This is a genomic window from Bradyrhizobium dasycarpum, from assembly GCF_042019905.1.
Lineage (GTDB): Bacteria > Pseudomonadota > Alphaproteobacteria > Rhizobiales > Xanthobacteraceae > Bradyrhizobium > Bradyrhizobium japonicum_B.
The window spans coordinates 4,351,180-4,377,168 of the sequence record NZ_CP169574.1 but is presented as its reverse complement, the minus strand read 5'-3'; the positions used below and the strand labels follow the sequence as shown (position 1 = coordinate 4,377,168).

At 60.4% G+C, this 25,989-nt stretch carries 19 protein-coding genes and 2 pseudogenes; 11 read left to right on the top strand and 10 right to left on the bottom strand.

From position 1 onward, the window contains the following. Window positions 1-669: 669 nt before the first annotated feature. Together ACETMP_RS21060 and ACETMP_RS21055 are read right to left on the bottom strand one after the other, a co-directional pair. Window positions 670-1,240 (bottom strand): annotated as a pseudogene (locus tag ACETMP_RS21060) (GGDEF domain-containing protein). Window positions 1,241-2,064: 824 nt separating this feature from the next. Then, window positions 2,065-2,586 carry a hypothetical protein gene (locus ACETMP_RS21055; RefSeq protein WP_375157688.1) on the bottom strand — a complete coding sequence of 174 codons (522 nt, stop codon included), beginning with the start codon at window positions 2,584-2,586 and terminating at the stop codon, window positions 2,065-2,067. Between the two features lie 51 nt (window positions 2,587-2,637). On the opposite strand from ACETMP_RS21055, the gene ACETMP_RS21050 reads away from it, so the two are divergent. Both ACETMP_RS21050 and ACETMP_RS21045 read left to right on the top strand, forming a co-directional pair. After that, a complete protein-coding gene (locus tag ACETMP_RS21050) occupies window positions 2,638-2,793 on the top strand; it encodes a hypothetical protein (protein WP_375157687.1) in 156 nt (51 codons plus the stop codon). 10 nt (window positions 2,794-2,803) lie between these two features. After that, window positions 2,804-3,697: a hypothetical protein gene (locus tag ACETMP_RS21045; protein ID WP_375157686.1), complete on the top strand. Its 894-nt coding sequence runs from the start codon at window positions 2,804-2,806 to the stop codon at window positions 3,695-3,697. Between the two features lie 615 nt (window positions 3,698-4,312). Here ACETMP_RS21045 and ACETMP_RS21040 read toward each other — a convergent pair. After that, window positions 4,313-5,175 (bottom strand): annotated as a pseudogene (locus ACETMP_RS21040) (hypothetical protein). A gap of 47 nt (window positions 5,176-5,222) precedes the next feature. Then, a complete protein-coding gene (locus ACETMP_RS21035; protein WP_375157685.1) occupies window positions 5,223-6,227 on the bottom strand; it encodes a DUF4268 domain-containing protein in 1,005 nt (334 codons plus the stop codon). Between the two features lie 623 nt (window positions 6,228-6,850). On the opposite strand from ACETMP_RS21035, the gene ACETMP_RS21030 reads away from it, so the two are divergent. Genes ACETMP_RS21030 through ACETMP_RS21015 form a run of 4 tightly spaced genes read left to right on the top strand, consistent with a single transcriptional unit; the run spans window position 6,851 to window position 13,168 of the window. After that, the gene (locus ACETMP_RS21030; protein ID WP_375157684.1) at window positions 6,851-8,437 is read left to right on the top strand and encodes a DEAD/DEAH box helicase family protein; all 1,587 of its coding nucleotides are present in this window, start codon (window positions 6,851-6,853) and stop codon (window positions 8,435-8,437) included. Further along, on the top strand, window positions 8,328-10,205 hold the full coding sequence (hsdR, locus tag ACETMP_RS21025) for a type I restriction-modification system endonuclease (protein ID WP_375157683.1): 1,878 nt from the start codon (window positions 8,328-8,330) through the stop codon (window positions 10,203-10,205). Before ACETMP_RS21030 ends, hsdR begins: the two co-directional genes overlap by 110 nt. 12 nt (window positions 10,206-10,217) lie before the next feature. Further along, window positions 10,218-11,702 carry an N-6 DNA methylase gene (locus tag ACETMP_RS21020; protein ID WP_375157682.1) on the top strand — a complete coding sequence of 495 codons (1,485 nt, stop codon included), beginning with the start codon at window positions 10,218-10,220 and terminating at the stop codon, window positions 11,700-11,702. Further along, entirely contained in the window at window positions 11,699-13,168 is a 1,470-nt protein-coding gene (locus tag ACETMP_RS21015; protein WP_375157681.1) for a restriction endonuclease subunit S, read from the top strand. The genes ACETMP_RS21020 and ACETMP_RS21015 overlap by 4 nt, the downstream gene beginning before the upstream one ends. A 120-nt stretch (window positions 13,169-13,288) precedes the next feature. Here ACETMP_RS21015 and ACETMP_RS21010 read toward each other — a convergent pair whose 3' ends face one another. From ACETMP_RS21010 to ACETMP_RS20985, 6 genes are all read right to left on the bottom strand, one after another. Next, a complete protein-coding gene (locus tag ACETMP_RS21010; protein WP_375157680.1) occupies window positions 13,289-13,432 on the bottom strand; it encodes a hypothetical protein in 144 nt (47 codons plus the stop codon). A gap of 243 nt (window positions 13,433-13,675) precedes the next feature. Next, window positions 13,676-14,359, bottom strand: coding sequence for a hypothetical protein (locus tag ACETMP_RS21005; RefSeq protein ID WP_375157679.1), 684 nt, complete (start codon window positions 14,357-14,359; stop codon window positions 13,676-13,678). Between the two features lie 158 nt (window positions 14,360-14,517). Continuing rightward, entirely contained in the window at window positions 14,518-15,099 is a 582-nt protein-coding gene (locus tag ACETMP_RS21000) for a hypothetical protein (RefSeq protein ID WP_375157678.1), read from the bottom strand. A 1,190-nt stretch (window positions 15,100-16,289) separates the two neighbouring features. After that, on the bottom strand, window positions 16,290-16,511 hold the full coding sequence (locus tag ACETMP_RS20995; protein WP_375157677.1) for a helix-turn-helix transcriptional regulator: 222 nt from the start codon (window positions 16,509-16,511) through the stop codon (window positions 16,290-16,292). A 617-nt stretch (window positions 16,512-17,128) separates the two neighbouring features. Next, window positions 17,129-17,602: a tyrosine-type recombinase/integrase gene (locus tag ACETMP_RS20990; protein ID WP_375157676.1), complete on the bottom strand. Its 474-nt coding sequence runs from the start codon at window positions 17,600-17,602 to the stop codon at window positions 17,129-17,131. Beyond that, window positions 17,538-18,284, bottom strand: coding sequence for a tyrosine-type recombinase/integrase (locus ACETMP_RS20985; protein ID WP_375157675.1), 747 nt, complete (start codon window positions 18,282-18,284; stop codon window positions 17,538-17,540). The genes ACETMP_RS20990 and ACETMP_RS20985 overlap by 65 nt, the downstream gene beginning before the upstream one ends. 409 nt (window positions 18,285-18,693) lie before the next feature. Between ACETMP_RS20985 and ACETMP_RS20980 the strand changes: the two genes are divergently transcribed. The 5 genes from ACETMP_RS20980 to recQ all read left to right on the top strand — a co-directional run bounded on the left by ACETMP_RS20980 (window position 18,694) and on the right by recQ (window position 25,892). Continuing rightward, window positions 18,694-20,250, top strand: a complete 1,557-nt coding sequence (locus tag ACETMP_RS20980) for an amidase family protein (protein WP_375157674.1) — start codon at window positions 18,694-18,696, stop codon at window positions 20,248-20,250. Window positions 20,251-20,530: 280 nt separating this feature from the next. Next, window positions 20,531-21,832 (top strand): O-acetylhomoserine aminocarboxypropyltransferase/cysteine synthase family protein, encoded by a 1,302-nt coding sequence (locus ACETMP_RS20975; protein WP_375157673.1) that lies wholly within the window; start codon window positions 20,531-20,533, stop codon window positions 21,830-21,832. Window positions 21,833-21,844: 12 nt separating this feature from the next. After that, window positions 21,845-22,843, top strand: a complete 999-nt coding sequence (locus tag ACETMP_RS20970; protein ID WP_375157672.1) for a homoserine O-succinyltransferase — start codon at window positions 21,845-21,847, stop codon at window positions 22,841-22,843. A 106-nt stretch (window positions 22,844-22,949) separates the two neighbouring features. Then, entirely contained in the window at window positions 22,950-23,696 is a 747-nt protein-coding gene (locus ACETMP_RS20965) for a polysaccharide deacetylase family protein (RefSeq protein ID WP_375157671.1), read from the top strand. Window positions 23,697-24,026: 330 nt separating this feature from the next. Then, window positions 24,027-25,892, top strand: a complete 1,866-nt coding sequence (gene recQ / locus ACETMP_RS20960) for a DNA helicase RecQ (RefSeq protein ID WP_375157670.1) — start codon at window positions 24,027-24,029, stop codon at window positions 25,890-25,892. The last annotated feature ends 97 nt before the right edge of the window (window positions 25,893-25,989 follow it).

The window sequence follows — 25,989 nt, the reverse complement described above, 5'->3', positions numbered from 1 at the left end:
CGCCGAGCCACCCTCCGTGCGAGATCATTGGCATTCCCGTAGCGAGAGGAGTGAACCGGGCCGGTCTCCTTGTCGGCGTGGATAAGAACTGCGAGGCATGGCAGGCCGGCTGGTCCCGCCTTCGGGACGCTGCTGTCAACTTGGCGCCCGACCAGTATGGCTGGACACGGCAGGAGTTCTCGAAGAGCACCGGGGAAACGATGTTCATCAGGTTCCTGGATGAAGGCGACAGACGAATAAGCCGGTACTATGCAGTTCGCTGCGGTTTCGACGGAGGATGTTCCACGCGGGCGTGTCGGGACGGGCTTACCGCTTGGATAGCGTTCTGTTCCTCGGATAAGCCGCGGGGCGAGGACTACTCCGTGAGGGAGTTCGACGAACAGATCGCAAGCGGGAAGAGCGTTCTTGAGCGTTTGCTCGTGGACAGGCCCCTCGATCTCTCGCACCGATAGCGGTCAAGCGACTGAGGTCTGCTTCTGCCCTATGCGGCAGTTGAAAGATGTCTTCTATTCCGCCGCTGTCGGGAGACAAGCGGCCATCTGGGGCCTGGGTCGAGAATGACGCGATTGAGCCAACGGTGACATTCAAGCCGACCAGAACATCCACCTAGAGCATTATTCTGAGCCGACCCAGTCGGCGGTTCGCCCGCGAAGCAGTCATTGGCGTCGGCTATGCGGCTACATTCGTTGGAGTAAGGCTATCCGCGTTGTCCAAACCAAAAACGCACCCACAATCAGTCCCGACAATTCTTGACGACTGGACCTGATTTTTACCGGCGCTCTTTGCGTGGTAAAGCGCTTTGTCCGCTCGCTCGTTTATCGAAGCAAATGTGTCAGCAGCGTTCTCAAGGCAGGCAAGGCCGACACTTGCAGAAATCTGGACCTGAATCGTGCCGATTGTGTAGGGGGCTTCAGGGCTCTCACCAAATTCTTGCCCAGCTCTCCTGCTTTGTCGAGGTCGATTTCAGGGGCAAACAAGACAGCGAATTCGTCACCGCCGAGCCGAGCGGGGAGATGCTTGGCTCCGAGCGTTTTCCTGATGCGGTCGGCTACCCCTTTAGGAGCTCGTCGCCGGCTCCGTGTCCATATGTGTCGTTGACTGCTTTGAAACCATCCAGATCAATGAATGCGACAACGTAATTGGATTGGGTAGAATAACTCTTTTCTAGAGCATTTTGAGCCCGCTCTTCGAACCCGGCCCTATTTGTCAGGCTGGTCAAGTGGTCCGTTCGTGCCACCATAGAAAGCCGGTACTCAGCCAGCACCTGAGCTTTCATCCGCTCGTGGACAACGTAGATTGTCCTGGCGATGATCATCAAGAAATACGTCAGAATCACGCCGAGAAAGAAGGTCTCGGGGGTCCCAGCAGCTATCGCTGTGGCGATGAGTGGGCCGAACAACAAGGATGAATGAACTATCGTGGCCCTCGGAAACGCACCGGCTCCACGGCTTACAAAACCAATCACAGCCGTAGCAGCTCCAATCGCTGCAATCTCTATAGATACCGCATCTTCTAAATAAGCAGCTCGAATTACTAGAGCGGCCAGAAGTGAGGACAATAGGCACCCAATACCAACGATGATCGCCCAGCAGGTCGTCAAACTGGGCCTTCCGTTGCGGCTGTTGAGGCGTGCCAAAGTCAAAGCGATGAACATTCTACTAACTGAAAGAACCGTCATCAAAGCTGCTAGAGAAACGAGCCAAATGTCGTGCGTTCGCGACCAGAGGACCGCGGCGGCGAAGCCGAAGCCAACTCCATACAGCCCGAACGCAGAGGGTTCTGCCAATATCTGTTCTTGCAGCTTTGCTATTGCGCCCTCGGGCAATCCGCTTTTCCGGGCAACCAATTTGTTGAGCATCGCGTCCTCTAAGAAGTCGTGCCAAAGTGTCGCGCTAACAGATTGAGTTTCGGTGGAGTTCGACGGTTAAGAACTCGTTGCGAACTGTTCGATTTTTGGAGCATTGCGGAATCTAACAGATGGCCGCTCATGGCCCCGGAGCCGTCCGTGAGGGACAGCGCAGAGCGCGTCTGCTCTGCCCCGAAGTCAGACGTCGACTTGTTCTGCTATCGCGCGTCGTCGACCTCGAAGTCGAGATACCGAACGGTGCTCTCAAACTTCGTATGTCCCAGAAGGAGCTGTACGGCTCGAAGCTTCAAGGTCGCCTTGGTCCGGCGTTCCGAAAAGTGCGGGTCCAGTCCGATGTCGGTGAGCCAACGGGATAAGAGGCGGGCATAATGGCAGGTCGTCACATGACCACTCGGCCGCCGGCCAGTGAACAGGTATCCGACCGCCTCTCGCTTGTCTGCTCCTCCGTGGAAGCGCCGTGAGCTACGGTCTCCGTACAGCCGTTGCGCCGAATGATTAGGTTCAAACTCTTGGGACCCCGGGCAGCGATTCGCCAAATCGCTCATGAATTCTTCAATCAGTACAATAATGTAGGACCAATAACTTCGCTCAATCCAAGCCCCGCACTCTTTTTTCTGGAGCGACAGGCTAAGACGAATGAGCATAACCGCCTGAAACAACAGCATTTCTTGAAAAGCGATGAGATTTGCTTGCCAAGATTTGACAGAGGCGGCATCCATTAGGAGTCAAGCGTCCAGCGGGTTCTCGTTTTTTGACAGGAGAACCATGCCGTGACGAATGATCCTCGTTTCGAAGTTCAAGCATTTGGTACTCGCATACAGGGTGAAGGCGTTGCGGGAATCGTCGGAGCAATTGTGGCGATTTCCTTGATCTTCTTATTGTATCCATTGGTTGCCTCTTGGCTTGCCGTGGCCATGTTTTACTGAGTTGTCGCCAATGTCTCGAACCATCGCTGACTTAATCAGAGCATACAAAGCCGACGAAAATTCCGGTCATCACAAGCTAAGTTTCAATGTACGCGTTGACCGTGAGCGCTATTTGTCGCGCATAGAAGAGGAGTTCGGGGAACGGCTCCTATCCTCGATCAACGGGCGAACGATAGGAATTTGGTACCGGAAGTGGACGGATGGGCGAAAATTTGCAGTCGGCAACGCGTTCATCGGCCAACTAAGAGCGATCGTCAGGCATGGCCTCCTTACGGCGGAAGACGATGATTGCTACCGCCTGCTTTTCGCGCTCGATAACGTTAGCACTCGCAGCACCAAGCCGCGCAATAGGTTACTGACGGAAGAGCACGTCACCGCAGTACGGGCGAAGGCGAGAGAAATTGGCTACTTCTCCATAGCCCTAGCTCAAGCTTTCCAATACGAACTCATGTTGCCTCAGCGAGAGGTCATCGGAGAATGGTTGCCGCGCTCAGAAGCTAGAAACGGAATTCCTACCAAGCTCAACGACAAGGTTTGGGTTGGCGGACTCTGTTGGGAGCAGATCGACGCCGATTATATTCTCATACATCGCGGGTCGACATGCGATAAGCCGATTGATCTGAAAAAGGCGCCGATGGTGCACGAAGAACTTGATCGTCTGATCAAGTTTCTTAGTTTCCAAAATCATGGCAAAAAGCCAGACTCTGGGCCGATTGTCGTTTGCGAATCTACTGCGCTCCCTTGGGTTGGATTTCAGTTTAGGCATACATGGCGCAAATTGGCCGACCTCGCCGGTGTTCCTCGCGAATACAAAAACCGCGATAGCCATGGCGGCATAAAGAAGGTTTTGATCGCAGGGCGCCGCTACAACGACCTGGTGCGCAGACGGCCCGGCCAGCGTTAGCTTCGCCGACGAAATCGTGGGATTGACCATCGTAACTTATCTCGTCGTCCGTGGGTGACAGTCGCGCGTCTCTCAAACCGCAGTTTGGTTACAGACTTGCCGGGTCTCACGACCGGCGAGCGCTGGCAGTGCAGCACGGCTTTCGATGAGCCGGGGAGGATTGCGGCCGCCGCCGCAGCGACTGGTATCGTCTCCGACGATTGGGCTCGACGATCGCGGGCGGGCGAGGCATAGCGTCCGTATACGACTTCGCGATGCGCCCGGTGGTCCGAGCCTTGCGATAGCACGCAACAATTGCAGCTCCGATCTCACCTGCTACTGGTGTTCGTCGGCTTCTAAATGCGCTAGCGAAACGCGCGACGGCGGTAGATCGATCGACCCCATCACTCGCCCCCGCGAGCAATGGTATGTCGGTGGCGCTATTGTTGTCGATCACTAGAGGAGCCGAGCTATAGCGGAGCGGCATTTGACCACTCCGCCAGCGGGCCTCAACTCCACGCCATGTTGGCTCAATCCAGATTGCGGGCGTCACGTGGACAAGTCGAAAGCCCAGGGGACCGCCTTGTACAAATGCCAAACGAGCACCGTTAAGCTCGTGAGCTCGCTTCGGATTCATTAGATTCCGGTTGTGGCAACCTGTGCACCCGAAACTTCCGAACTCCCAAAGGGATCGTCGCGTCTCTCAGTTGCGGTAGCTGAGGGCCGCCGGAGAAGGACGATGATGACCCGAGGATACTTCAACATGCGCCATCGATTCGTTGAATTACTTCGTCGACCCAGGCGCGGGCAGCAAGGCAGTCGCCAATTTCTCCGGTCACGAATTCCTGACCTCGAGATGCGACCCGCCAGCTCGCCGTCAACTTGCCATTGTGCCGGATTCGAATGGTAGGACAAAGTCGTTTCGCGGAGCCATGGTGGAATGTGCCAAGAAGAAACTGTCCCAGGTTTCGAAAGTCTCAGTTCGTGTTCTGCGGTGCGAGCCAGGTTTCCATCCCCGAAATAGAGTGTGTTATTGCCGTTCCACTCCCCCACGGTGTGTGGATGAATGTGTTGAAGGCCTTCAAGGCAAGCTAACGGTTCCCGCGGCTTGGGCCCCAAGGCGTGCTTTTCGGTAACCTTCAGGTAGCCAAATATTCGGTGATGCCTGTCGCGGCCATCCTCGTCGGAGAACAGGCCAAAGAACAGGAATATGTCGCCAACGCCAAAATTGTGGTTCTCCAGGTGCGACTGAGCAGCAGCGACTTGACCGAATGCGCAACACCTGTCCTGAAACATTGGGTCGCGGTGGCAAAGATGCGAGGCAGATATTCTACCCCCGTCACACGCTCTACTATGTCACCAAGTCCGACCTCGGCGTAGCTCGTAACGGACCGATGGCGAGTCGGGATCGGCAGGCTTATCGGTCGCCCGTCAATAATGGGAGAAGCGGCGCCCCCGGCACTGCTGTCAAAGCCTTTGCGACTAAAGCTGATCTTCATTGCGCCGCCAATGATTCCGCTCGCATCAAAAGAGCGTCGTTTTACGGTTAGGCAGCCTCGTCCGGCTGATAGCCAGCAGCAGGCTCATCGACTTGAAGCACTTTTACCCGTGATGCGAAGACTCGATGAAGTTCGTTCAATTTTGTCGACAGCCAAGTGTGCTGGGATGGCCAAGCAGTTGCATCGGCTGGGTCGACGTCATCTCTATAGCATGCGATGCGTGAGTCTTGGCCATCGGGCAGCTCTTCCCACGACAGCGCGTAGCCCAAAGCGCGTTCGATGTCTGCGCGCTGTGTTTCGAGAAGATAGTAGAAGCGTTTGGCTCTTTCTCCATGCAGGTAGAGCTCGGCTCGAATTTGGCGTTTGCTCTTTGCAACGGCGGCCGTGAGATAAAAGCCAAATCGTCCGATCGGGTATGACATCCAAGACTGAGGCTGGGGCTTCTTGTTACCTGAAACCGGGCCGTTCTCGGCAGTTAGCGCAGTGTTCAATCCAGCCCAATAGTCACGCTGCATGATTCTTGTGTCTGAGAGGTCCGTCTCGTCTAGGGCTCGTGCAGCTCTTGCGACAGATTGAGACCAATCATTCGGCTTCGATATGATATTGAACTTAGGGGCAGGTGAGGAGCCCCCAATACGCCACAGCTCGACCTCAATGCCAAAGAAGCGAAAGCTCCTATCCGTTATTTTGTTTAGCCAGTCCAATGTCGCTCTGTGTTCTTCAGTGAACCGGGCTGCGATCCAAACGATAGTCACTGCGCCCAACCCAGAGGCGTAAGTGAGTACCTGACCTAAGTGCGTGTGATCGGTTCGCTCTAATTGATTTTCGATAAGGACCCACGTGTTTGTCTGAAGGTCTTTGCACAAGATATCGGCCCGAAAGGGCCCGACTGCCTTCTCCTGCGCTTCGACTTCGAGCTCTAGCCCTAGCGTGTCGCCAAGAAGGGCGATATTTTGCTCCAGAGCTAGCCAGGGTGTGAAGGAGCTGGCTTCATGAGACCAGACGTCTTTGAGATCGATTTGCTCAAGGCGCGATAACGGTTGGCTGATCATTTTGTTTGCCCGGTGCTCTGTGGGGGCATCGTAGGCATCAACGTTTCCAGATATGATTAAGCCAGAGTGGTGAATTTTAACGGGAGCGCCGCAAGGACACCTATACGATTTTCAAGCCGCTGCAGTCGTCCGGGGGGCCTCGGGAAGCTCGCTGCTTGAGCGACAGTCCCAAGCGTCGGGAGATTTGGCCTGCGGTGAGCACCGACCCCGAGGCATACGGCAGGCTAACGCTCGCCCATTCGAAGCCGTATGCCCGCGGGGGCGGCACCTTTTCGGCCCCACCGGCCGACCGCCAATTAGCCGGGATACCGACGGACAAGGCGGTTTGTCGGAACCCTGAACCCGGGCTTGCGCGGCCGGGCGGCCTGGTAGCCCTTTTGCCCCCGCCCCGTGCGGCCACACGGGCGTTTGGGGCCCCCGCAGGTACCCCATACTACCCCTGCACCCAATTCAGGCTATTTTGCCCTGTCCGGGCGCGGCGGGCGGTGCGCGACCCGACCCCCATTTTTGAGGCTCGGGCGGTTCACTTAAGTAGTACGGGCGGGCGGGCGCAACTCTTTTGAACTTGAGAGCAAAGGTTGGTACTCTCTCGATCGATGGGGGTGATAAGCAATTTCGATTTCTTGGCGAATCAAGATGAGCGCCTAGCGAGGCTCGGCGCCTTAGCCGAGCGCTATTTTATTGACGACGCTCCCTCGGCACTCATCAAGCTGCGCCAACTCGCCGAATTCCTGACAAAGGAGGTGGCCGCTCGCCACGGCCTCCTGCCTTCCAGTAACATCACCTTCGACGAGGTGCTGCGCACATTGAGACTGCGCGCCATCCTTCCGCGTGAAATTGCCGACCTTCTGTCCAACCTGAAACGGCTCGGCAACGAAGCCGTTCATGAGGACATCGGCACAGCCGCCAACGCGCTGTTTGCACTGAAGCTCGCCCGCAGCGCCGCGGTCTGGTTCCACCAGAGCTATGGGGGCAAGCCGAACTTTAAGGCCGGGCCGTTCGTTCCACCGCGACCGCCGCTTGATGCCACGGTCGCACTAGCCGCCGAGTTGGAGGCGCTGCGCAAGCAAGTCCGCGCCAGCTCGGACGAGGCGGCAAAAGCGTTGCTCGCCGCCGGTGACGCCGAAGAGGCGCGGCTCAAGGCTTTGTCGGAGGTCGAGGCACACAGGCAGGACAAGGAATTCTGGGAAACCTACGCCGCTGAAACCGAAGCCGGCCTGCGCAAGACTGAGGCCGCATTGAAGGCCGCACAGGCTGCGGCGGAAGCCGCACCACCACAGCAGCTCGATCTGCTAGCGCAGCTCGCCAACCGGCAGGCGCAACAGGTCGAGCTGGACGAGGCTACCACACGCCTCCTGATTGACGAGCAACTCCGCATAGCCGGCTGGACCGTCGACACACCGACGCTCCGATATGCGGCCGGGACGCGCCCGCAATCGGGTCAGAAGATCGCCATTGCCGAATGGCCGACCGAAAGCGGCCCGGTCGACTACGCTCTGTTCATTGACGGCCGCTGCGTTGGCGTCATCGAAGCCAAGCGGGGGATCTCCGATGTCCCGGGTCGACTGGGGCAGGCCAAACGCTATGCCTGCGACATCCGCTTAACTGCCGACGAGACCATTCTAGGTAGCCCATGGCTCCAGGGGCTCGACCGTTTCTCCGTCCCGTTCCTGTTCGTCACCAACGGCCGGCCGTACGTAAAGCAGTTCGAGATCAAGTCCGGCATCTGGTTCTGGGATGCGCGCCCGACGGGAGGCAATCCGCGCGCTCTGCCGGAATGGTTCTCACCGCAGGACCTTACCGAGCGTCTGGAGCAGACCGAGGATTTCGACGCGCTGGCCGAGCGCGAGCTTGGCGTTACGGGCTTACGGCCGTATCAGACCGAAGCCATCACGGCGGTCGAGACCGCGATTGCCGCCGGCCAGAAGAATATCTTGCTGGCGATGGCGACCGGCACCGGGAAGACCCGGCTTGCTATCGCGCTGATGTACGAGCTGCTGCGCCGCAAGCGTTTCCGGCGCATTTTGTTTCTGGTCGATCGCAACGCCCTCGGGCGCCAGACCCTGGACGCCATGAGCACGACCGACACGGCTGGCTTTTTTGAAATTCGATCAAGTTTTTCCGGTCGCCGATCTCGCCAAGAAGTTCCCGGAGGCGACCGATCGGGTGCAGGTTGCGACCGTGCAGGCGATGATCCGCCGTGTGTTTGAGAATCCGGACGCTGTCAGACCAACGCCCGGCACCTACGACCTCATCATCGTCGACGAAGCGCATCGCGGCTATACCCTGGATGCCGAGCTGCGCGAAGACGATCTCGGCTTCCGCAACCTCGATGACTATCTCTCAGCCTATCGCCGGGTGCTCGACTATTTCGATTCGACGAGAATCGCGCTAACCGCGACGCCAGCGCTGCACACACGCGAGATCTTTGGCCCTGCTGTGTTTCATTACGGCTACCGGCAGGCCGTGATCGACGGCTACCTGATCGACCACCGGCCGCCGCGGCGCGTTACCACTGCGCTGAGCCAGACCGGCATCAGCTTCGAAGCCGGCGAAGACGTCAACATCATCGATCCCCGCACCGGCCAGATCGACCTATTCAATCTTGATGATCAGGTCGATTTCGAAGTCGCCGAATTTAACAAGAAGGTGCTGACCACGGCCTTCAACCGCGCCGTCGCAGATGCGATCGCGCGCGAATGCCCGCCCAGCGAACGCGGCAAGACGCTGGTCTTCGCCAGTCGGGACGACCATGCCGACACGCTGGTGAACACGCTGCGCGACGCGCTGACCGAGGAATACGGCCCACAGCCGCACGACATCGTCGAGAAGATCACGGGCTCTGTGGACAAGCCGCTGGACCGGATCAAGGCATTCAAGAACGACCCGCGGCCAAAATATGTCGTCACGGTCGATCTGCTGACGACCGGCGTGGACGTTCCCGCGATCACGAATCTGGTCTTCGTCCGCCGGGTCAACAGCCGCATTCTCTACGACCAAATGATCGGCCGTGCCACACGGCGCTGCGACGAGATTGGCAAGGAATACTTCCGCATCTTCGATGCGGTCGATATCTATGCCAATCTGCAGGAGGTCAGCGACATGCGGCCGGTGGTGGTCAACCCCGCGCTGTCGTTCGCGACCTTGATCGGCGATCTCGAACGCGCCGCCACCGAGGAGGACCGGGTCTTCGTTCGCGACCAGATCGTAGTCAAGCTGCGCCAGCGGCTGAAATACCTCGAAGGTCAGCCGCGCGAGACCCTGGAGACCGTGCTCGGCCCGTTGGCCGCGTTACCGGACCGCCTGCGCGACGCGTCTCCGGCGAGCACACTGGCGCTGTTCAAGCAACACCCGCTGCTCGCGGGCATTCTCGACAATTCCAGCCCAAGCCGCCCGCGCGACGGGACCTACATCTCCGAACATCCAGACGAACTGATCAGCCTCGAGGACGATTTCGGCGGCCGTGCCAGCCCAGCCGACTATATCGAGAGCTTTGAAGCCTTCGTGAAGGCTAACATGAACGCGGCGTCGGCGCTGATCGCCGCGACTCAGAAGCCGCGCGAGCTGACACGCAAGGAACTGAAGGCGCTCGCGGTGCTGCTCGACGCCAACGGCTTCTCCGAGGCGTCTTTGCGCCAGGCCTATGGTCGCGTGCGCAACGCCGATATCGCCGCCCACATCATCGGCTTCGTCCGCCAGGCCGCGCTCGGCGATCCCCTCGTGCCTTACGAAACTAGGGTCGAGAACGGCGTCAAGCGCATCCTCGCCAGCCGGCCCTGGACGGCGACACAGAAGCGCTGGCTGGAGCGGATCGGCCGTGCGCTCAAGGCGCAGCCAGTTGGTGATCCCGATATCCTAGCCGATCCGCTCTTTGCACAGGCAGGTGGGTTCGAGGTCATTGATCAGGCCTTCGATCACGGGCTAGGTGACATATTGAAGGACCTCAATGGCGCGATCTGGGATCACCACGTCGCCTGAGATGGAACAGACATGAATCCAGCGACCGATCTCGTCAACAAGCTCTGGCGCCTGTGCGCAATGCTGCGCAAGGACGGCGTCACCTACCAGCAATACGTCACTGAGTTGACCTATCTGCTGTTCCTGAAGATGGCCTCGGAGCAGAAGGACGAGAGCCGTATCCCGGAGAAGTATCGATGGAACGCACTGAAGTCGGCGCCCGAGACGGAGGTGCTTCAGCGCTATCGCCAGGCGCTGATCGATCTCGGTGACGGCGCCACGATCGCCGACCGTTCGGTGGTCGCGATCTTCCAGAATGCCGCGACCATCATCCGCGAGCCGGTCAATCTGCGCAGGCTGATCGATGCCATCGACGGCCTGCACTGGTTCAGTGCAGAGCGCGATGCCTTCGGCGACACCTATGAAGGCCTTCTTCAGAAGATGGCCGAAGAGACCAAGCGCGGCGCCGGCCAATATTTTACGCCGCGCGTGCTGATCGATGTGATGGTCCGTCTGATGCAGCCGAAGCCCGGCGAGGTGATCCAGGATCCCGCGGCGGGCACTGGCGGCTTTCTGATCGCAGCCGATCATTTCATGCGTGCCAAGACCGACGATTATTTCGAGCTGTCGCCAAAGCAGCAGACCTTCCAGCTCCAGTCGGCGCTGCGCGGCATCGAGAACGTGCAGGATACGTTCCGCCTGCTGCTGATGAACCTGCATCTGCACAAGATCGACCCGGATCATCTAGAGCTTGCCGACACGCTGTCGCCGAGCGGCATGCAGCAGAGGTTCAAAAATGCCGACCTGATCTTGACCAACCCGCCGTTCGGTCCGGCCGGCGGGCCGCCGACCCGTGACGATCTCACCATCACCGATCGCGTGTCGTCCTACCAGCTACCCTTCGTCGAACATTGCATCCGCGCGCTCAAGCTCGGTGGCCGCGCCGCCATCGTCGTGCCCGACAATGTGCTGTTCGACGACGGCAAGGGCAAGCAGCTCCGTCAGCGGCTGATGAACTGGTGCAACCTCCATACCATCCTGCGGCTGCCGACCGGCATCTTCTACGCGCAGGGGGTCAAGACCAACGTGTTGTTTTTCACACGAAGCCAGGAAGAAGCGCCAGCGAAGGACGCTACCAAGGCGGTATGGGTCTACGATATGCGCTCTGGCGCGCCGGCCTATGGTAAGACCAGCCCGCTGAAGCTGTCCGACTTCGACGAGTTCGTGGCCGCCTTCGGCGGCGACCCTCATGGCCGCGCCGCGCGTAAGGACCACGGCGAGCAGGGCCGCTTTCGCCGCTTCACCCGCGCCGAGATCGCTGCGCGTGGCGACAATCTCGACGTCACCTGGCTGAAGGATACAAGCGGCGACCTAGAAGATGGACTCGAAGCGCCAGAGGATATCGCTGCGGCGATCGAGAGGCATCTCTCCGCGGCGCTGGAAGAAGTACGGGGGCTGATCGATGAGCTCGTGGGCGAAGTTGTCGTTGCCGCCGTCACCGAGGAGGCGGCAGAGTGAGTTTGCAGGGATGGACAACGGGCGGGCTCGGGGAAATTTGCGAGCTGCTGACTGACGGAACTCACCATTCTCCAAGGAACGATCCCTCGGGGGATTTTGCGTATATAACTGCGAAAAATATAAAATGGGAGGGGATAAACGTCAGTAATCTTACCTACGTAAGCGCCGCCGACCACGAGCTGATCTATCGACGATGCCCAGTTAGACGAGGCGATGTGCTTCTGATCAAAGATGGCGCAACAACCGGCATCGCGACGATAAACGAGTTAGACTATCCATTCTCTATGCTGTCTAGTGTAGCTCTTCTCCGTCCTTCCGCGGCTATCGACAACAAATATCTCTGCTACTGGATACGATCACCTGAGGGGCAGAACTCTTTGCTCGGGGCAATGAGTGGATCGGCTATCCGGCGTTTGACCCTGACCGCCATCGGACGTTGCACGATCAGATTTCCCCCTGTGGGCGAGCAGCGCCGCATAGTCGCTAAGCTGGATGCGGTCTTTGCGCGCTTGGCGCGCGCGCGGTCGGAGCTGGATCGTGTCCCGACGTTGGCCGATAATCTCCGACAGCAGTGCATCACCAGTGCCTTTGACGGTGCGCTTACTGAAAATTGGCGCGCGTCCAATGAGGGAATTTTGTCCGCAACCGATGACGAACTCAGCCGCGCCTATGCAGCAGAGATGGGCTTCAGGCGAAAGAAGCCTGTAACAGAGATTGACTGGAGGCCAGCCGTCGATCTCCCAAGATCGTGGCGCTGGGTCTCAATCGATCAACTCGTGGCAGAAGTTCAATATGGGTCCTCTGCCAAAACGTCATCTGACGATAGCGGCGTACCAGTGCTGCGGATGGGAAACATTCAACGCGGCAAGATCGATTGGACTGAGCTAAAGTATCTGCCAAAGGACCATGATGAATTTCCCGACCTCCTGCTTCGAGAGGGCGATGTTGTGTTCAATCGCACCAATAGTTTTGAGTTGGTCGGAAAGACAGCGGCCATAGGAAAACTTGACCAACCGGCATCCTTCGCATCTTACCTGATCAAGCTTCGACCAATCGGCATGCCAGCCCAACTGCTCGCGTACTATTTGAACTCGACTTTTGCGCGTCGTTGGATCGATCAAGTGGCGAGCCAGCAGGTTGGCCAAGCCAACGTCAATGGATCTAAGCTTAAAGCCCTGGGGATTCCTCTGCCCCCGGCTGAGGAGCAGGCGGAAATGTTTGCTCGTATCAGCAGCGCCATGGCCCGCGCCGACCGCCTCGAAGCCGAAGCGGCGCGCGCACGCGCGCTGATCGACCGATTGGAAGCGGAGATCCTAACCAAGGCGTTCAAAGGCGAGCTGGTGCCGCAAGACCCGAACGAGGAGCCGGCGAGCGCGCTGCTGGAGCGGATCCATGCGCAGCGTGCCGCCGCAGCGCCAGCCTCAGAGACGAAGCGGGGAAGGCGACTCGGTTCTGTGGCAGGATAGCCTTACTGGTTACTACCCTCAGATGCACCTTTGCCGATGTTGCTGCCTATCAAATTGCGGAGAAGGCGGAGTAGCGAAAGTCGAAGCGCAAGGTTAGTCAATGGCTCCGAAGCCGCCGGGTCAGAGCTTCCCTCGTGCCAGCAACGTCCAAACCGGCGACGTGCCGTCCCAGCGCCGCAGTCGCCCGTAGAACCGCACCCGAATCCCGGCCTCTTTCAGCCGCTCGACCACCAGATGAAGCGCAATCACGTCTCCCTCGGCCAACTCCACACACCCGCGTTTGCGAGACCAAGCCGCGCCTGGGAAGCGAAATAGATTGTGCTTCAGCCACTGACCACCGCGCTCGGATAGCGGCTGTAAGTCCACCTTTGCGCCGTCCCGAGGACGCAGACCGACGTCGGGCCTGCGGAGCAAATGCGCAATCCAACCCACTAAATCAGCTCCCAAGGCGCAACAGCCCTTCAATGCGGGGTGCCAACGTCCCCGGCCCATGTTAAGAGCCCCTGTTTAAGCATTATCCTCCCTAATCATGTTGATTTCACTAGACAAGTCCTTCTTAGCTACGCTTCGTCTCATTGCTCCCCACGTAAGCTCTTGCTGAAAGCAGACGAGAGCGCTGTTGGTGTTGAGCCGAATGCGCGGAGAAAAGTCGTGTGCACGTTGCACGAAATCGAATTGCGCATGTCGCTTTAACTTCGCGATTTGGGCCTTAGCTTGCTCTGGAGTGTCCCTCGAAATCTTTTTGAACGTGCGTCTTTCAAATTGCTGGCGATCGTAATCGACAAATCGCACATGCTTCAGAATGAATTCGCCGGGATTCAGCCGTCTTATGCTGTGATGGTCGACGCCGAGTTTTGCGGGGCCTCTTGATCTCAGGTCGAATTTTGCGTTGTTGGGTCCCTTCGGATCTAGCTTTGAAGGAAAGTCAGCGTAGACCGCGACGTTTCGTGGCGCTTCAAAGGGGCAGTAGATTGCGCCCTCTCCTCCGGTCAGGTTTTCGAACGTTTGTATCGGACCTGCTTTGCGGCGAATTAGCAGGAGGTGTTCCTTGATAAAGATCAGGTTCTGTTCTGCGGGGCCGATTGCGTCGGACGATATGTCGAAGCGGGTGAGATTTCCCCGATAGCGTGTGCACAGGTCTGCTAGCGTTTCGAGAAGCGCGGGCTGGGGGCACTGAAACGCGACGAACATGCCGAGCTCGTTTCTGCGTCGATAAGGTGTGTCCCCGTACAAGCTGCAGATCGAGGACCAGTCGGCACGTGGAAGCGGCATTTTCAAAAAGTACGCGACCGTGTCCAAGTAGTGACGAAACTTGACAGGCTTGGTGCCCGTCTTCTCCAATCGCCAGCTCATTTGCTCGCCGTCGCTTGGATCGTTCGTGCAATAGCGTTGAACAGGCCTTGTGCAGCCGCCTCTTCTGCCTCGTCATGAATGCGGCGTAATCGATTGAACGTACGCCGATGCATTCCTCTAGGTCTTTCAGGGAAGTCGTCAGAAATCTCACCCTCGGCCGCCAGTCGCCTTCTGATCCGGTGTGCCTTCCACGCGCTTCTTTCGCCCGCTGCTTGATACTGGCTGGAATAGCCGAGGCAGTGGCAGTGCCGACATGCGAACCAGGAATTGAGAGCGTAAAGCTTGGTGACTCGGCGACCACAACTGCTTGGACATTCGAACCACGGACGTTCGCCGCCATAACGACATGCGGTCCAAGCAACTTCGATTTGCTGTTCCTGACCACTCCGAGTGTCATAGAAATTGCTGGTCCGGCTGTACAAAGCCACCGAACGACGCCCGATTTTGCAGAAGAGTCGAGCTACCAATTTTCCGTCTTGATGCCACGTCCTTTCAAAGACGCACGGTGACTCGAAATGGCCGTGCCTATTCCAGTCGAGGACGTCGATATTCAGGTAGAGTTCGAGCAAGCATTTCATTCAATCGCCTCCACCGGGCCGGCCCCCAGCCACTTTTGCCTGGGTCGGGCAAAAGGGCGCTCTGCCCCGAGCTGGGGTAGGTGCACCCAGCCTGTACGTTTTGGTCGGCTCGAAGCCTCTGACCGGGCCCCGCCACGGGCCCCTTCGCTAGAGGGGAACCGGCAAAAGGCCTTCCCTCTGCAACTTTAAGCGAGTTCGCGCTGCGGCACTCTACCTAGAGCGTTTGAGGCGAGCCCGAACCTCACCCTCTTCGGCTTTAGGATTTCCCAAGCGATTTCGAACCGCCGTCCGCAGATTCAGGTCCGGGGACGCGGTGGGCATGTTCGCAGGTTCAGCAACTTCGGCAGTCCGGAGCTTTTGCTTCTTGCCATTAGCGACCTTGGAGGACGACCATGGTTCATGCTTGACGAAGCGTGGACTCGTCTTGGCGTCCTCACGCACCTTCTGCCGTCGTAGACCGCCGACCGTGCCCTGGCCCGACTGCGTCCCTGAACCGGCATGGACGGAGACCAAAAACGTCTCGTCTCGATATCCCAGCTTATGTAGTGCTCGAGGCCGCCGCTAATGTCGGCTGATTACTTCGCTTGACAATGACGGTCGTTCCGAGAGTGACGCTGCAATTCCCGTAGCGGTCCACGAACTCGAGAGTGACGACTACGGTCTCCCGTTTCTTGAAATCCTTATTACGGGTCGGCTTCAGTACGTGAGCTGCTCGCGACCTCATCGCAAGCACTCCCGTGAGCGAACCTGAGGTTTCTTTGGCTGTCGTGTTGAGCCGAGCTCCGAAAAGTTCAAAAACGGTCGAAGCGGGTGATCTGACACATCGTGCGGGATGCCGTTCCGGAGTTCATATTCCAGCAAGCGTTTGACGACGGCAGGCGATGGCCATGGCTCAAGCATGCCGAGTCTTGGGCCAGCGCCGGTGTCCTGTTGCGGTTTCAATCGTCTCAGGACGCCTAATGTGCCCTGACCGTCTGCAAATGGGTCACCAGGACGAACTGAGACCAAATAGAAGTCGTCCGGGTAGCCCATGTCGTGTAGCTTTCGGGACGCGGCCAATGTCGGCAGCGCGCTGCGCGGAACGATGATTTTCCTGTTAAACTTGACGCGCCAATACGCCCCAGGACCCTCGAGCTCTTCGATAAAGACGACAAGCGTGTCGACGCAAGGCAACGCGGGATCGGTCCATCTCATCGCACGCGCTCCCGCGTGACGGTTTTAGATTCCGAACTCCTCCGCCTTTGCCACTCGATGAGGTCGTCTTCGAAAATGCCTTTCGCGCGCCCACCATCGGTTAGCGCGAATGGCTTTGGAAATTCTCCGCTCGCAATGAGTTCTTGAATGCGAGTGCGTTTAAGTCCCGTCAGCTCTGGAAGGCTATGGAGGCGAATAATGTTCCGGGCTTGTCTCATTGACCGGCTCCCTAAAAGGCTTACCGGCGGCTTGCCGGCTTTCACCGGTTGCTAATGAGACTGTGAAAAGCTCAGCAAGAAAGGTACAAAATATGGCTCGGAATATTTTGTACCAAATGTGCATTCAATTATTCTCGACGTCGCTTGCGTCAGGCCCTAGTATCGCAGATAGAGGATCTGTTTGCCGGAGAGTGCACGCGTGTTGAAGATCGACAGCTTCCGTTCAGCCGAATTAAAGAAGCGCGGCCCAGGCAGGCCACCGGGGCGATCGGAGTCACCATATCACCGAGCGATTCGGTGTGCTGCGTCTGGAGTGTCGCGAAAAAAACATCTGTGTCGCGAGGACAACGATATACGGCGAGTCTTCGCGGGTTTCGAGTTGCGCTGCATTGAGGAGGAAATTGAGAAATATTCGCCTCTCAAAACGAATCGTCCTGCAGCAATTCGTGCAATACAGCGTCGCCTTAGAACGAAACCCCGGCAGTTTCTTCCAAAACTACGCGAGACACTAGGTTTGGAGCGCCTGCCTAACGATTGTCGTGCTCGGTTCGAACTCGAGCCTTCTCGGTCGCGGAGAAGATCATAGGTCAATTACACAATCTGTAACTTCAGTAGGCTTAGCCAATCGATCTGATTGGATGAACGCTTCCGTTTTCTCCGGCCGACAATCTTGAGCAATATTGGCTCCATTGGTTTAGCAGTTTACGACGCTTTTCGAAGAGGTCGCCACGTCGATACGCGGCTTCCACCTTGTTGCCGACGGTGTGCGCCAGCGCCATTTCCACCACGTGATTGGGAAAGGCGGTGCTCTCTGCAGCCCAATCTCTGAACGTGCTTCGAAAGCCATGAACGGTGATGTCCGAACGATCCATTCGCCGCAGGACGGTAGCCATCGCCATATTGCTTATACCGCCGGCTCTCGGACCAATGAATACGTACGGATTTCCCTCTTCCTTTGGAAGTGACTGCAGTATCTCGATCGCTGGAGTGCTAAGCGGCACACGGTGCTCCCGCCCGGCCTTCATCCTAGACGAGGGTACGATCCACGACTTGGCTATGAAATCGACCTCGTCCCACCGAGCGCCGATCACCTCGCCCGTCCGAGCGGCCGTCAAGATGGTGAACTTCGAGAGCGCGGGCAGCTATGCCATCGCGCTTTCGCAGTGCACCCATGAACTCTGGAAGCTCCGCATATGGGAGAGCAGCGTGGTGGATCGGCTTGGCCAGCCGGGCCCGGGCCGGTAGCACATGCTGAAGATGGCCTTTCCAGCGCGCTGGATTGTCGCCTGTCCGAAGCTTGCGAACGGTCGCCCAATCGAGAACGGCCTCAATTCGGCCGCGCACACGGCTGGCCGTCTCAGTCTTCGTCGGCCAAATCGGCTCTAGAACTCCGAGGACCGCGCCGAGATCGACGTCAGCGACCCTGAGCTTGCCCAACCTTGGAAATGCGTATTCCCGCATAGTCGAGAGAAACTGCGCTCGGTGTTTTGAGTTCTTCCATTTCGCTTGGTGGGCGTCAAAATAGGCTAAGGTAGCTGCCTCGAAGGTCACGGCCTTGCTCGATTCCAACGCTCTCTTCAGGCGTTCGGCTCGGCGGTTTTCGAGCGGGTCTATTCCGTCGAGAAGCTGTTGGCGAGCTTTCCGCGCTCGCTCGCGGGCGGCGTGAAGACCTACAGTGTGAGAGGGGCCCAAGCCCAACGAACGCTCCCGGCCGTCCCGCTCGTAGCGAAAGAGCCATGATTTCGAGCCGGCGGTGGTGATCTGAAGGTACAAACCCTGACCGTCTCCGTATCGTCCCGGTTTTTTAAGATTTTCAACACGCCTAACGCTCAACGCCAACTCAGACCCCCGTCTTGACCCCCGGCTTGGAGGCCGGTTTTTACCGATCCACAGTGGTGCTTGCCGGTAAATATAGAAGGCCAAACGGCCGAAAAATGCTAGGTTTTAACGTTACTGCTGAGCCTCTCCGGGCCCTAACGGGTTAGGCGGAGGCGGTCACTCTCTCCGCCATCGGCTATACGCCACCACGTCCTCTTGCCAGTCCCGTCCGGCTTGCAGCACGAGCGCGAGCCAGCCGCATTCCATGTCGATGTTGATCCCGAGGTGAGCGATGCAGAATCGCACCTGTACAGGGATCGGAGCCGTCCCTAACCTCCGCCGCGCAATTTTTGGGAGATATGGCGTGGCGAAGAAGACGGCGACCAGGAGCAAGACTGCAGGGAAGAAGGCGCAAGCCGCGACGAAGACCGCGGCCCGCAAGGGACGTGCCGCGAAGCCGGCCGGAAAGGCCGCCGCCGGCAAATCGGCCAGGCCGCGGCGCCCGTCTGGGCCGATCTGGCAATGGTCGGCGGTGGCGACTGCCGCTGCAATCCGCTCCGGCGCGATCTCCGCGGTCGAGTCCGTCGAGGCACATCTCGAACGGATGCGCGCGGTCAATCCGAAGCTGAATGCCGTCGTCGTCGATCTCTCGGAGGAGGCGCTGAAGGCTGCGCATGCCGCTGACAAGCAGCGCGCCAAGGGTGCTGCGCTCGGCCTGCTGCACGGGGTGCCCATCACGATCAAGGAAAACGTCGATTACGAGGGACGGCCGAACTTCAACGGCGTGCCCGCCAACAAGGGCCTGATCGCGCCGTCGGATGCGCCCGTGGTCCGCAACCTGAAGAAGGCGGGCGCGATCGTCATCGGGCTCACCAACACGCCGGAATTCTCCTTTCGCGGCTTCACCGACAATCCCTTGCACGGGCTGACGCTCAATCCCTGGGATCCCGACATCACCTGCGGCGGCTCGTCGGGCGGCGCGGGTTCGGCGGTCGCCGCCGGCATCGGCACCATCGCCCATGGCAACGACATCGGCGGCTCTCTGCGCTGGCCTGCGCATTGCAACGGCGTTGCCACCATCAAGCCGACGCAGGGGCGCATCCCCGCGTTCAACGCAAGCGCCACGGCCGAGCGGCCGATGCTGGCGCATCTGATGTCGGCGCAGGGGCCGCTCGCCCGCCATGTCGCCGACGTCCGTCTCGCGCTGGAGGCGATGAGCCAGCGCGATCCGCGCGATCCCTGGTGGGTGCCGGCGCCGCTGATCGGACCCAAGCCGAAGGGGCCGATCAAGGTCGCGCTGGCCAAGATACCGGGAGACATGGACGTCGATCCGTCCGTCGCGGCGGCGCTGCGCCAGGCCGCGGACCATCTCGAGCGTTCCGGCTATCGCGTCAGCGAGGTCGAGGTGCCCGACATCGACGGCGTCTGGCAGACCTGGTGCGACATCATCACCAACGAGACCGTGGTGATGCAGGAAGCCGGCATGCTGAAGGTGACCTCGGAGGACTTTCACAAGGCCTGGGGCGGCATGAAAGCCAAGGCCAATGTGCTCGATCTCAAGGGCTGGATGCAGGCGACCGCCGCGCGCAACGGCCACATCCGCGCCTGGCAATTGTTCTTCGAGGACTATCCGGTCGTGCTGGCGCCGACCACGGTGAAGCCGACGCCGGGCCCGCGCGAGGACACCGTCAGCGCCGAGCGCGTGCGCGAGATCTTCTGGGGCGAGATCCGCTTCATCTCCGCGATCAACGTGCTGGGCCTGCCCGGCGCCGTGGTGCCGGTGGCCCTCCACGACGGCAAGCCGATCGGCGTGCAGCTCATTGCCGGTCGCTATCGCGAGGATCTTGCGCTCGATGCCGCGGCCGCGATCGAGAAGCGCGCCGGCGTGCTTGCTCATCGCTTGTGGGAGCGGATGGCGTAGCGGCAAGGTGCCCCGCACGATCGGCGAAAGGGGGTTGGGCGGCGATCCGCTCTCCCCGCGTAGGAATGGCATGGCGAGTGCTGAAGCAGGCTCGCCATTTCGTTAATCCGCTTTAACCCGAATTCCAGCCAACTCGCCAACAAGCATTAGGGTTACTTCCTCGATCTCTATGCGAATTATTGCCCGCTTTACCACCCGCCTCTAACAGAGGAGCGGCGGACAACGCACATGCCTCATTCTAGGCCAATAAGTGCGGCCCGCCCCACGCGGAGGTGGCACGATGCGCAACGAGACGATCGCTATTCACGCCGGTTACGAGCCCGAAGCGACCACGCATGCGGTCGCCGTGCCGATCTACCAGACCGCGGCCTATGCCTTCGACAGCGCCGATCACGGCGCCGCCCTCTTTAATCTCGAGACCGAGGGCTTTCGCTACAGCCGCATCGCCAATCCGACCAGCGCGGTGCTGGAGAAGCGCATCGCCCAGCTCGAAGGCGGCGTCGGCGCGCTCGCGGTCGCAACCGGCCAGGCGGCGCTGCATTTCGCCTTCGTCAACGTCGCCGATCACGGCGGCAACATCGTTTCCGTGCCGCAGCTTTACGGCACGACGCATACGCTGCTCTCGCACATTCTGCCGAGGCAGGGCATCACCGGCCGCTTCGCCGAGAGCGACAAGCCGGAGGCGATCGAGAAGCTGATCGACGAGAACACCCGTGCGGTGTTCGCCGAGACCATCGGCAATCCCGCCGGCAACGTCTGCGACATCGAGGCGCTGGCCAAGGTCGCGCATGCGCATGGCGTGCCGCTGATCGTCGACAACACCGTCGCAACGCCGATCCTGCTCAAGCCGTTCGACTACGGCGCCGACATTGCCGTGCACTCGCTGACCAAGTTCCTGGGCGGTCACGGCACCACGCTCGGCGGCGCCATCGTCGATTCCGGCAACTTCCCCTGGGCCAAGTATGCCGAACGTTTCCCGGCCTACAACAAGCCCGATGCCTCCTATCACGGCCTGATCTATGCCGAGCGTTTCGGCCGCACCGCTTACATCGAGCGGGCGCGCAGCGTCTATCAGCGCACCATGGGCTCGGTGCTGTCGCCGTTCAACGCCTTCCTGCTGCTTCAGGGCATCGAGACCGTGGCGCTGCGCATGGAGCGCCATGTCGAGAACGCCCGCAAGGTCGCCGAATTCCTCCGCAAGGATTCGCGCGTCGCCTGGGTCAACTACAGCGGCTTTCCCGACAGCCCCTATTATCCGCTGGTGCAGAAATATCTCGACGGCAACGCCTCCTCGCTGTTCACCTTCGGCATCAAGGGCGGCATGGAGGCCGGCAAGACCTTCTACGATGCGCTGAAGCTGATCACGCGCCTCGTCAATATCGGCGATGCCAAGTCGCTGGCCTGCCATCCGGCCTCGACCACGCACCGCCAGATGTCGGCGGAGCAGCAGCGCCTTGCCGGCGTGCTGCCGGAGACCATCCGGCTCTCGATCGGCATCGAGCACGTCTCGGACATCATCGAGGACATCGACCAGGCGCTGGACAAGGCCTGCCGGTCGGCACGCCTCGAGGCCGCGGAGTAGGCGGCCGCGCCCATGACGATCCTGATCGACAGGGATCAAGTCATCTCGGGTCCGGCATTGGTGCCGACCGAGTGCGATCTCGCGCGAGATAACGGCGCCGAGCTCACCATCGGGCTCGTCAACAACATGCCGGATCCGGCGCTGAAGGCGACCGAGCGGCAGTTCATGAAGCTGCTGCAGGCCGCCGCCGGCCCGCACCGCATCCGCTTCCACTGCTTCTCGCTTCCCAGCGTGAAGCGTTCGCCGGAAGCGAGGTGGCACGTCGAGAGCGAGTATTCCGACCTCTCGGACCTCAAGCGCCAGAAATTCGACGGCTTGATCGTGACCGGCGCGGAGCCCGTCGCGGCCGAGCTCGACCAGGAGCCGTACTGGCGCGACCTCACCGAGCTGATCGACTGGGCCAAGGCCAACACGCGCTCGACGATCTGGTCGTGCCTTGCCGCGCACGCGGCGGTGCTGCACCTGGACGGCATCGCGCGGCGGCCGCTGCCGGCCAAATGCCACGGCATCTTCGATTGCGAATTGGTGAGGCGCGATCCGTTGACGCGCACCGCGCCGGCGCCGCTGAAGGTTTCGCATTCGCGGCTGAACGAGATCGTGGAGAGCGACCTGGTGCAGTCCGGCTATCAGGTGCTGACACGCTCGGCTCAGGCCGGCGTCGACGTTTTTGTTCGCCAATATGCCAGCCGCTTCGTGTTCTTCCAGGGCCATCCGGAATACGACGCGCTGTCGCTCCAGCGCGAATATCTGCGCGACATCGGCCGCTATCTGGCGCGGGAGCGCGAGACTTATCCGCGGCTGCCCGTGAGCTATTTTGACGCAGCGACGGAGGAGAAACTCGTCCGCTTCCAGAAGAAAGCAGCGCACCAGCGCCATCCGGCGCTCACCAACGAGCTGCCAGGGCTGAATTTGCGCGCTGATATCGGTGCCGGCAGCGCGGCGGCAGTGCTTTTCCGCAATTGGTTGCGGTATCTCAGCGTGGAAGCCGGTGGGCCGGTCCCCGCGGGCTAGCCAATGAATATTGGGTCCGCGTTAGGATTACCCGAGCGTTAGGCTTGCCTCGGCCGGCGCGCGAATGTTTCAGTGCGGAAATAAACACATCACGGGAAACGCAGTCGTGTGGTCGGCACTTCAGGGACGCGTGAGCAATCGGCTGGCCCGGCATTTCCGTGCCGCGCCGCACCGGCTGCCTGCGTCCCATACGCCGATCGTGAGCTTCACCTTCGACGATGCGCCCGACAGCGCCGCAGGCGAGGGCGCCGCGCTCCTCGAGAAGCACGGCGGGCGGGGCACGTTTTATCTCGCCGGCAGCCTGATCGGTCAGCCGTCGGACCATTGGCATGGCTTGTCGGACGACGCGATCGTCCGGCTTCATCGCGCCGGTCACGAGATTGCCTGCCATACCTTCTCGCACAAGAGCTCGGCCGATCTCGACGAGGCCGCCATGGCGCGCGAGATCGAGCGGAACCGCGCGTATTTTCGCGCGATCGATTCCTCGATCAGGCTGGAGAACTTCGCCTATCCCTATGGGCTTGCCTCGGTCTGGCGCAAGCCGCAGCTCGCCAAGGCCTTCCGTTCGGCCCGTGGCATCCTTCCCGGCGTCAACAGCGGCGTCATCGACCTGCAATTCCTGCGCGCCTCGCCTTTGGTCGATTGCGAGACAGATCGGGCAGGCATCGATCGCTATTTCGACGAAGCGGTCGCGAGCGGCGGATGGCTGATCTTCTATGGTCACGACGTTGCGAGCGCGCCGAGCCCCTATGGCTGCACGCCGGACCTGATGCGTCACGCGCTGGAGGCCGCCGGAAGGCGCAACATGCCGATCGTGACGGTCGCAGAGGCGTTGCGGCGAATCGGGACGTAGCTCTTCATCTCTCCTCGCTCGCGTCAGGGTGATTGCACATCGGATCGATTTCCCCTGTGGCCATCCTTCGAGACGCCGTGGCGGGCCCTCCGGATGAGGATCGAGTGCGCGGCTGTCATCTTCAACGAGCACCGATGCTGCTCAGCCTCATCCTGAGGAGACCGCTGAAAGCGGTCGTCTCGAAGGACGAGGCGTGCCCTCGAGTCGCGAAATGCCATATGCGCTTCCCCCGTCCGCGGGTGGGGAGAGGGAGAAGATGGACTTGCCACGCCCCCCGCCGTCATGCGACTGGCCTTGTGACAATCTCACGGTCCAGGTTCCAGCTCCCTCATGTCCGTTCCCTCCACCGTCCCGCTGCCTGCGCCGGCCAACGGCCGCGACGCGCTGTCGGTGCTGCATTCGGTGTTCGGCCTGCCGGGTTTTCGCGGTGCGCAAGGCGAGATCGTCCGGCATGTCACGCAAGGCGGCAATTGCCTGGTGCTGATGCCGACCGGCGGCGGCAAGTCGCTGTGCTATCAACTTCCCTCGCTGCTGCGCGAAGGATGCGGCATCGTGGTCTCGCCGCTGATCGCGTTGATGCGCGATCAGGTCGCCGGGCTGATCGAGGCCGGCGTCAACGCTGCCGCGCTGAACTCGTCGCTGACGCCGCAGGAAGCCTCCGATATCGAGCGCCGCCTGCTCGCGGGCGATCTGGATCTGCTCTATGTCGCGCCGGAACGCCTGGTCACGCCGCGCTGCCTGTCGCTGCTGGCGCAAACGAAGGTGGCGCTGTTCGCGATCGACGAGGCGCATTGCGTCTCGCAATGGGGCCATGACTTCCGCCCCGAATATGTCGGCCTCTCCATCATCGCCGAGCGCTTTCCCGACGTGCCGCGCATCGCGCTGACCGCGACCGCCGACGAGCTGACGCGTAAGGAGATCATCGCGCGGCTTCAGCTCGCGGATGCGCCGCAATTCGTCTCGAGCTTCGACCGGCCCAACATCCGCTACGAGATCGTCGACAAGCGCAACGCGGTGTCGCAGCTGAAGGAGTTCATCCGGGAGCGGCATGCGGGCGATGCCGGCGTGGTCTATTGCCTGTCGCGCAACCGCGTCGAGGAGGTCGCCGCCGCGCTTCAGGACGCCGGCATCGCGGCGCTGCCCTACCATGCCGGGCTCGATGGCAGCGTGCGCTCGCGCAACCAGGACCGTTTTCTCAACGAGGACGGCATCGTCATCGTTGCGACCGTCGCCTTCGGCATGGGCATCGACAAGCCCGACGTGCGCTTCGTCGCCCATCTCGACCTGCCCAAGAGCATCGAGGCCTACTATCAGGAGACGGGCCGCGCCGGCCGCGACGGCAAGCCGTCGGCCGCCTGGATGGCCTATGGACTCTCGGACATCGTGCAGCAGCGCCGCATGATCGACGAGTCCAGCGCCTCCGACGAATTCAAGCGGGTCTCAATCGGCAAGCTCGATGCGCTGGTCGGCCTGGCCGAAACGCCGCACTGCCGGCGCCGGCGGCTGCTCGCCTATTTCGGCGAGATCGCGATGGGCGAGAACTGCGGCAATTGCGACAATTGCCTGACGCCGCCCAAGATGCGCGACGGCAAGGTGCTGGCGCAGAAGCTGCTGTCCTGCGTCTACCGCACCGGCCAGCGTTTTGGCGCGATGCACCTGATCGACGTGCTGGTGGGGCGCCTGACCGAGAAGGTGACGCAGTTCGGCCACGATAAATTGTCGGTGTTCGGCATCGGGCGCGAGCTCAACGAAAAGCAGTGGCGCACCGTGCTGCGCCAATTGGTGGCGATGGGCCACTTGCGAAGCGACAGCGAAGCGTTCGGGGCGCTCAAGCTGACCGAGACCGCCCGCGGCGTGCTGCGCGGCGAGACCGAAGTGTGGCTGCGCGAGGAGGCGCCCGGCACGCGCATTCGCGCGAGCCGCGGCAAATCCCGCCGCGGCGACCTTGCGCCCGCCGCCGACGCCGCGGAAGGCGATGTCGATCCCGAGCTGCGCGCGCGGCTGCGCTCGTGGCGTTCGGAGGTCGCGCGCGAGCGCGGCGTGCCGGCCTATGTGGTGCTGCACGATGCCACCATCGACGGCATCGTCCGGGCCTGGCCGACGACACTCGACGAGCTCCGCAATATCCCCGGCATCGGCGACAAGAAGCTCGAGCATTACGGTGACGAGCTGCTGCAGATCGTGAAGACGCGGTAGCCACGAGCGCGGCCGCTGTAGCCCGGATGGCGCGAAGCGCAATCCGGGACAGTCACTCTGTATGGTGGGAATCCCGGATTACGCTTCGCTCCATCCG

Coding starts and splice junctions, on each gene's coding strand:
- ACETMP_RS21055 (WP_375157688.1), bottom strand. CDS start 2,586: ATGGATGCCGCCTCTGTCAAATCTTGGCAAGCAAATCTCATCGCTTTT.
- ACETMP_RS21045 (WP_375157686.1), top strand. CDS start 2,804: ATGTCTCGAACCATCGCTGACTTAATCAGAGCATACAAAGCCGACGAA.
- ACETMP_RS21035 (WP_375157685.1), bottom strand. CDS start 6,227: ATGATCAGCCAACCGTTATCGCGCCTTGAGCAAATCGATCTCAAAGAC.
- ACETMP_RS21020 (WP_375157682.1), top strand. CDS start 10,218: ATGAATCCAGCGACCGATCTCGTCAACAAGCTCTGGCGCCTGTGCGCA.
- ACETMP_RS21005 (WP_375157679.1), bottom strand. CDS start 14,359: ATGTTCGTCGCGTTTCAGTGCCCCCAGCCCGCGCTTCTCGAAACGCTA.
- ACETMP_RS21000 (WP_375157678.1), bottom strand. CDS start 15,099: ATGAAATGCTTGCTCGAACTCTACCTGAATATCGACGTCCTCGACTGG.
- ACETMP_RS20995 (WP_375157677.1), bottom strand. CDS start 16,511: ATGAGACAAGCCCGGAACATTATTCGCCTCCATAGCCTTCCAGAGCTG.
- ACETMP_RS20975 (WP_375157673.1), top strand. CDS start 20,531: ATGCGCAACGAGACGATCGCTATTCACGCCGGTTACGAGCCCGAAGCG.
- ACETMP_RS20970 (WP_375157672.1), top strand. CDS start 21,845: ATGACGATCCTGATCGACAGGGATCAAGTCATCTCGGGTCCGGCATTG.
- recQ (WP_375157670.1), top strand. CDS start 24,027: ATGTCCGTTCCCTCCACCGTCCCGCTGCCTGCGCCGGCCAACGGCCGC.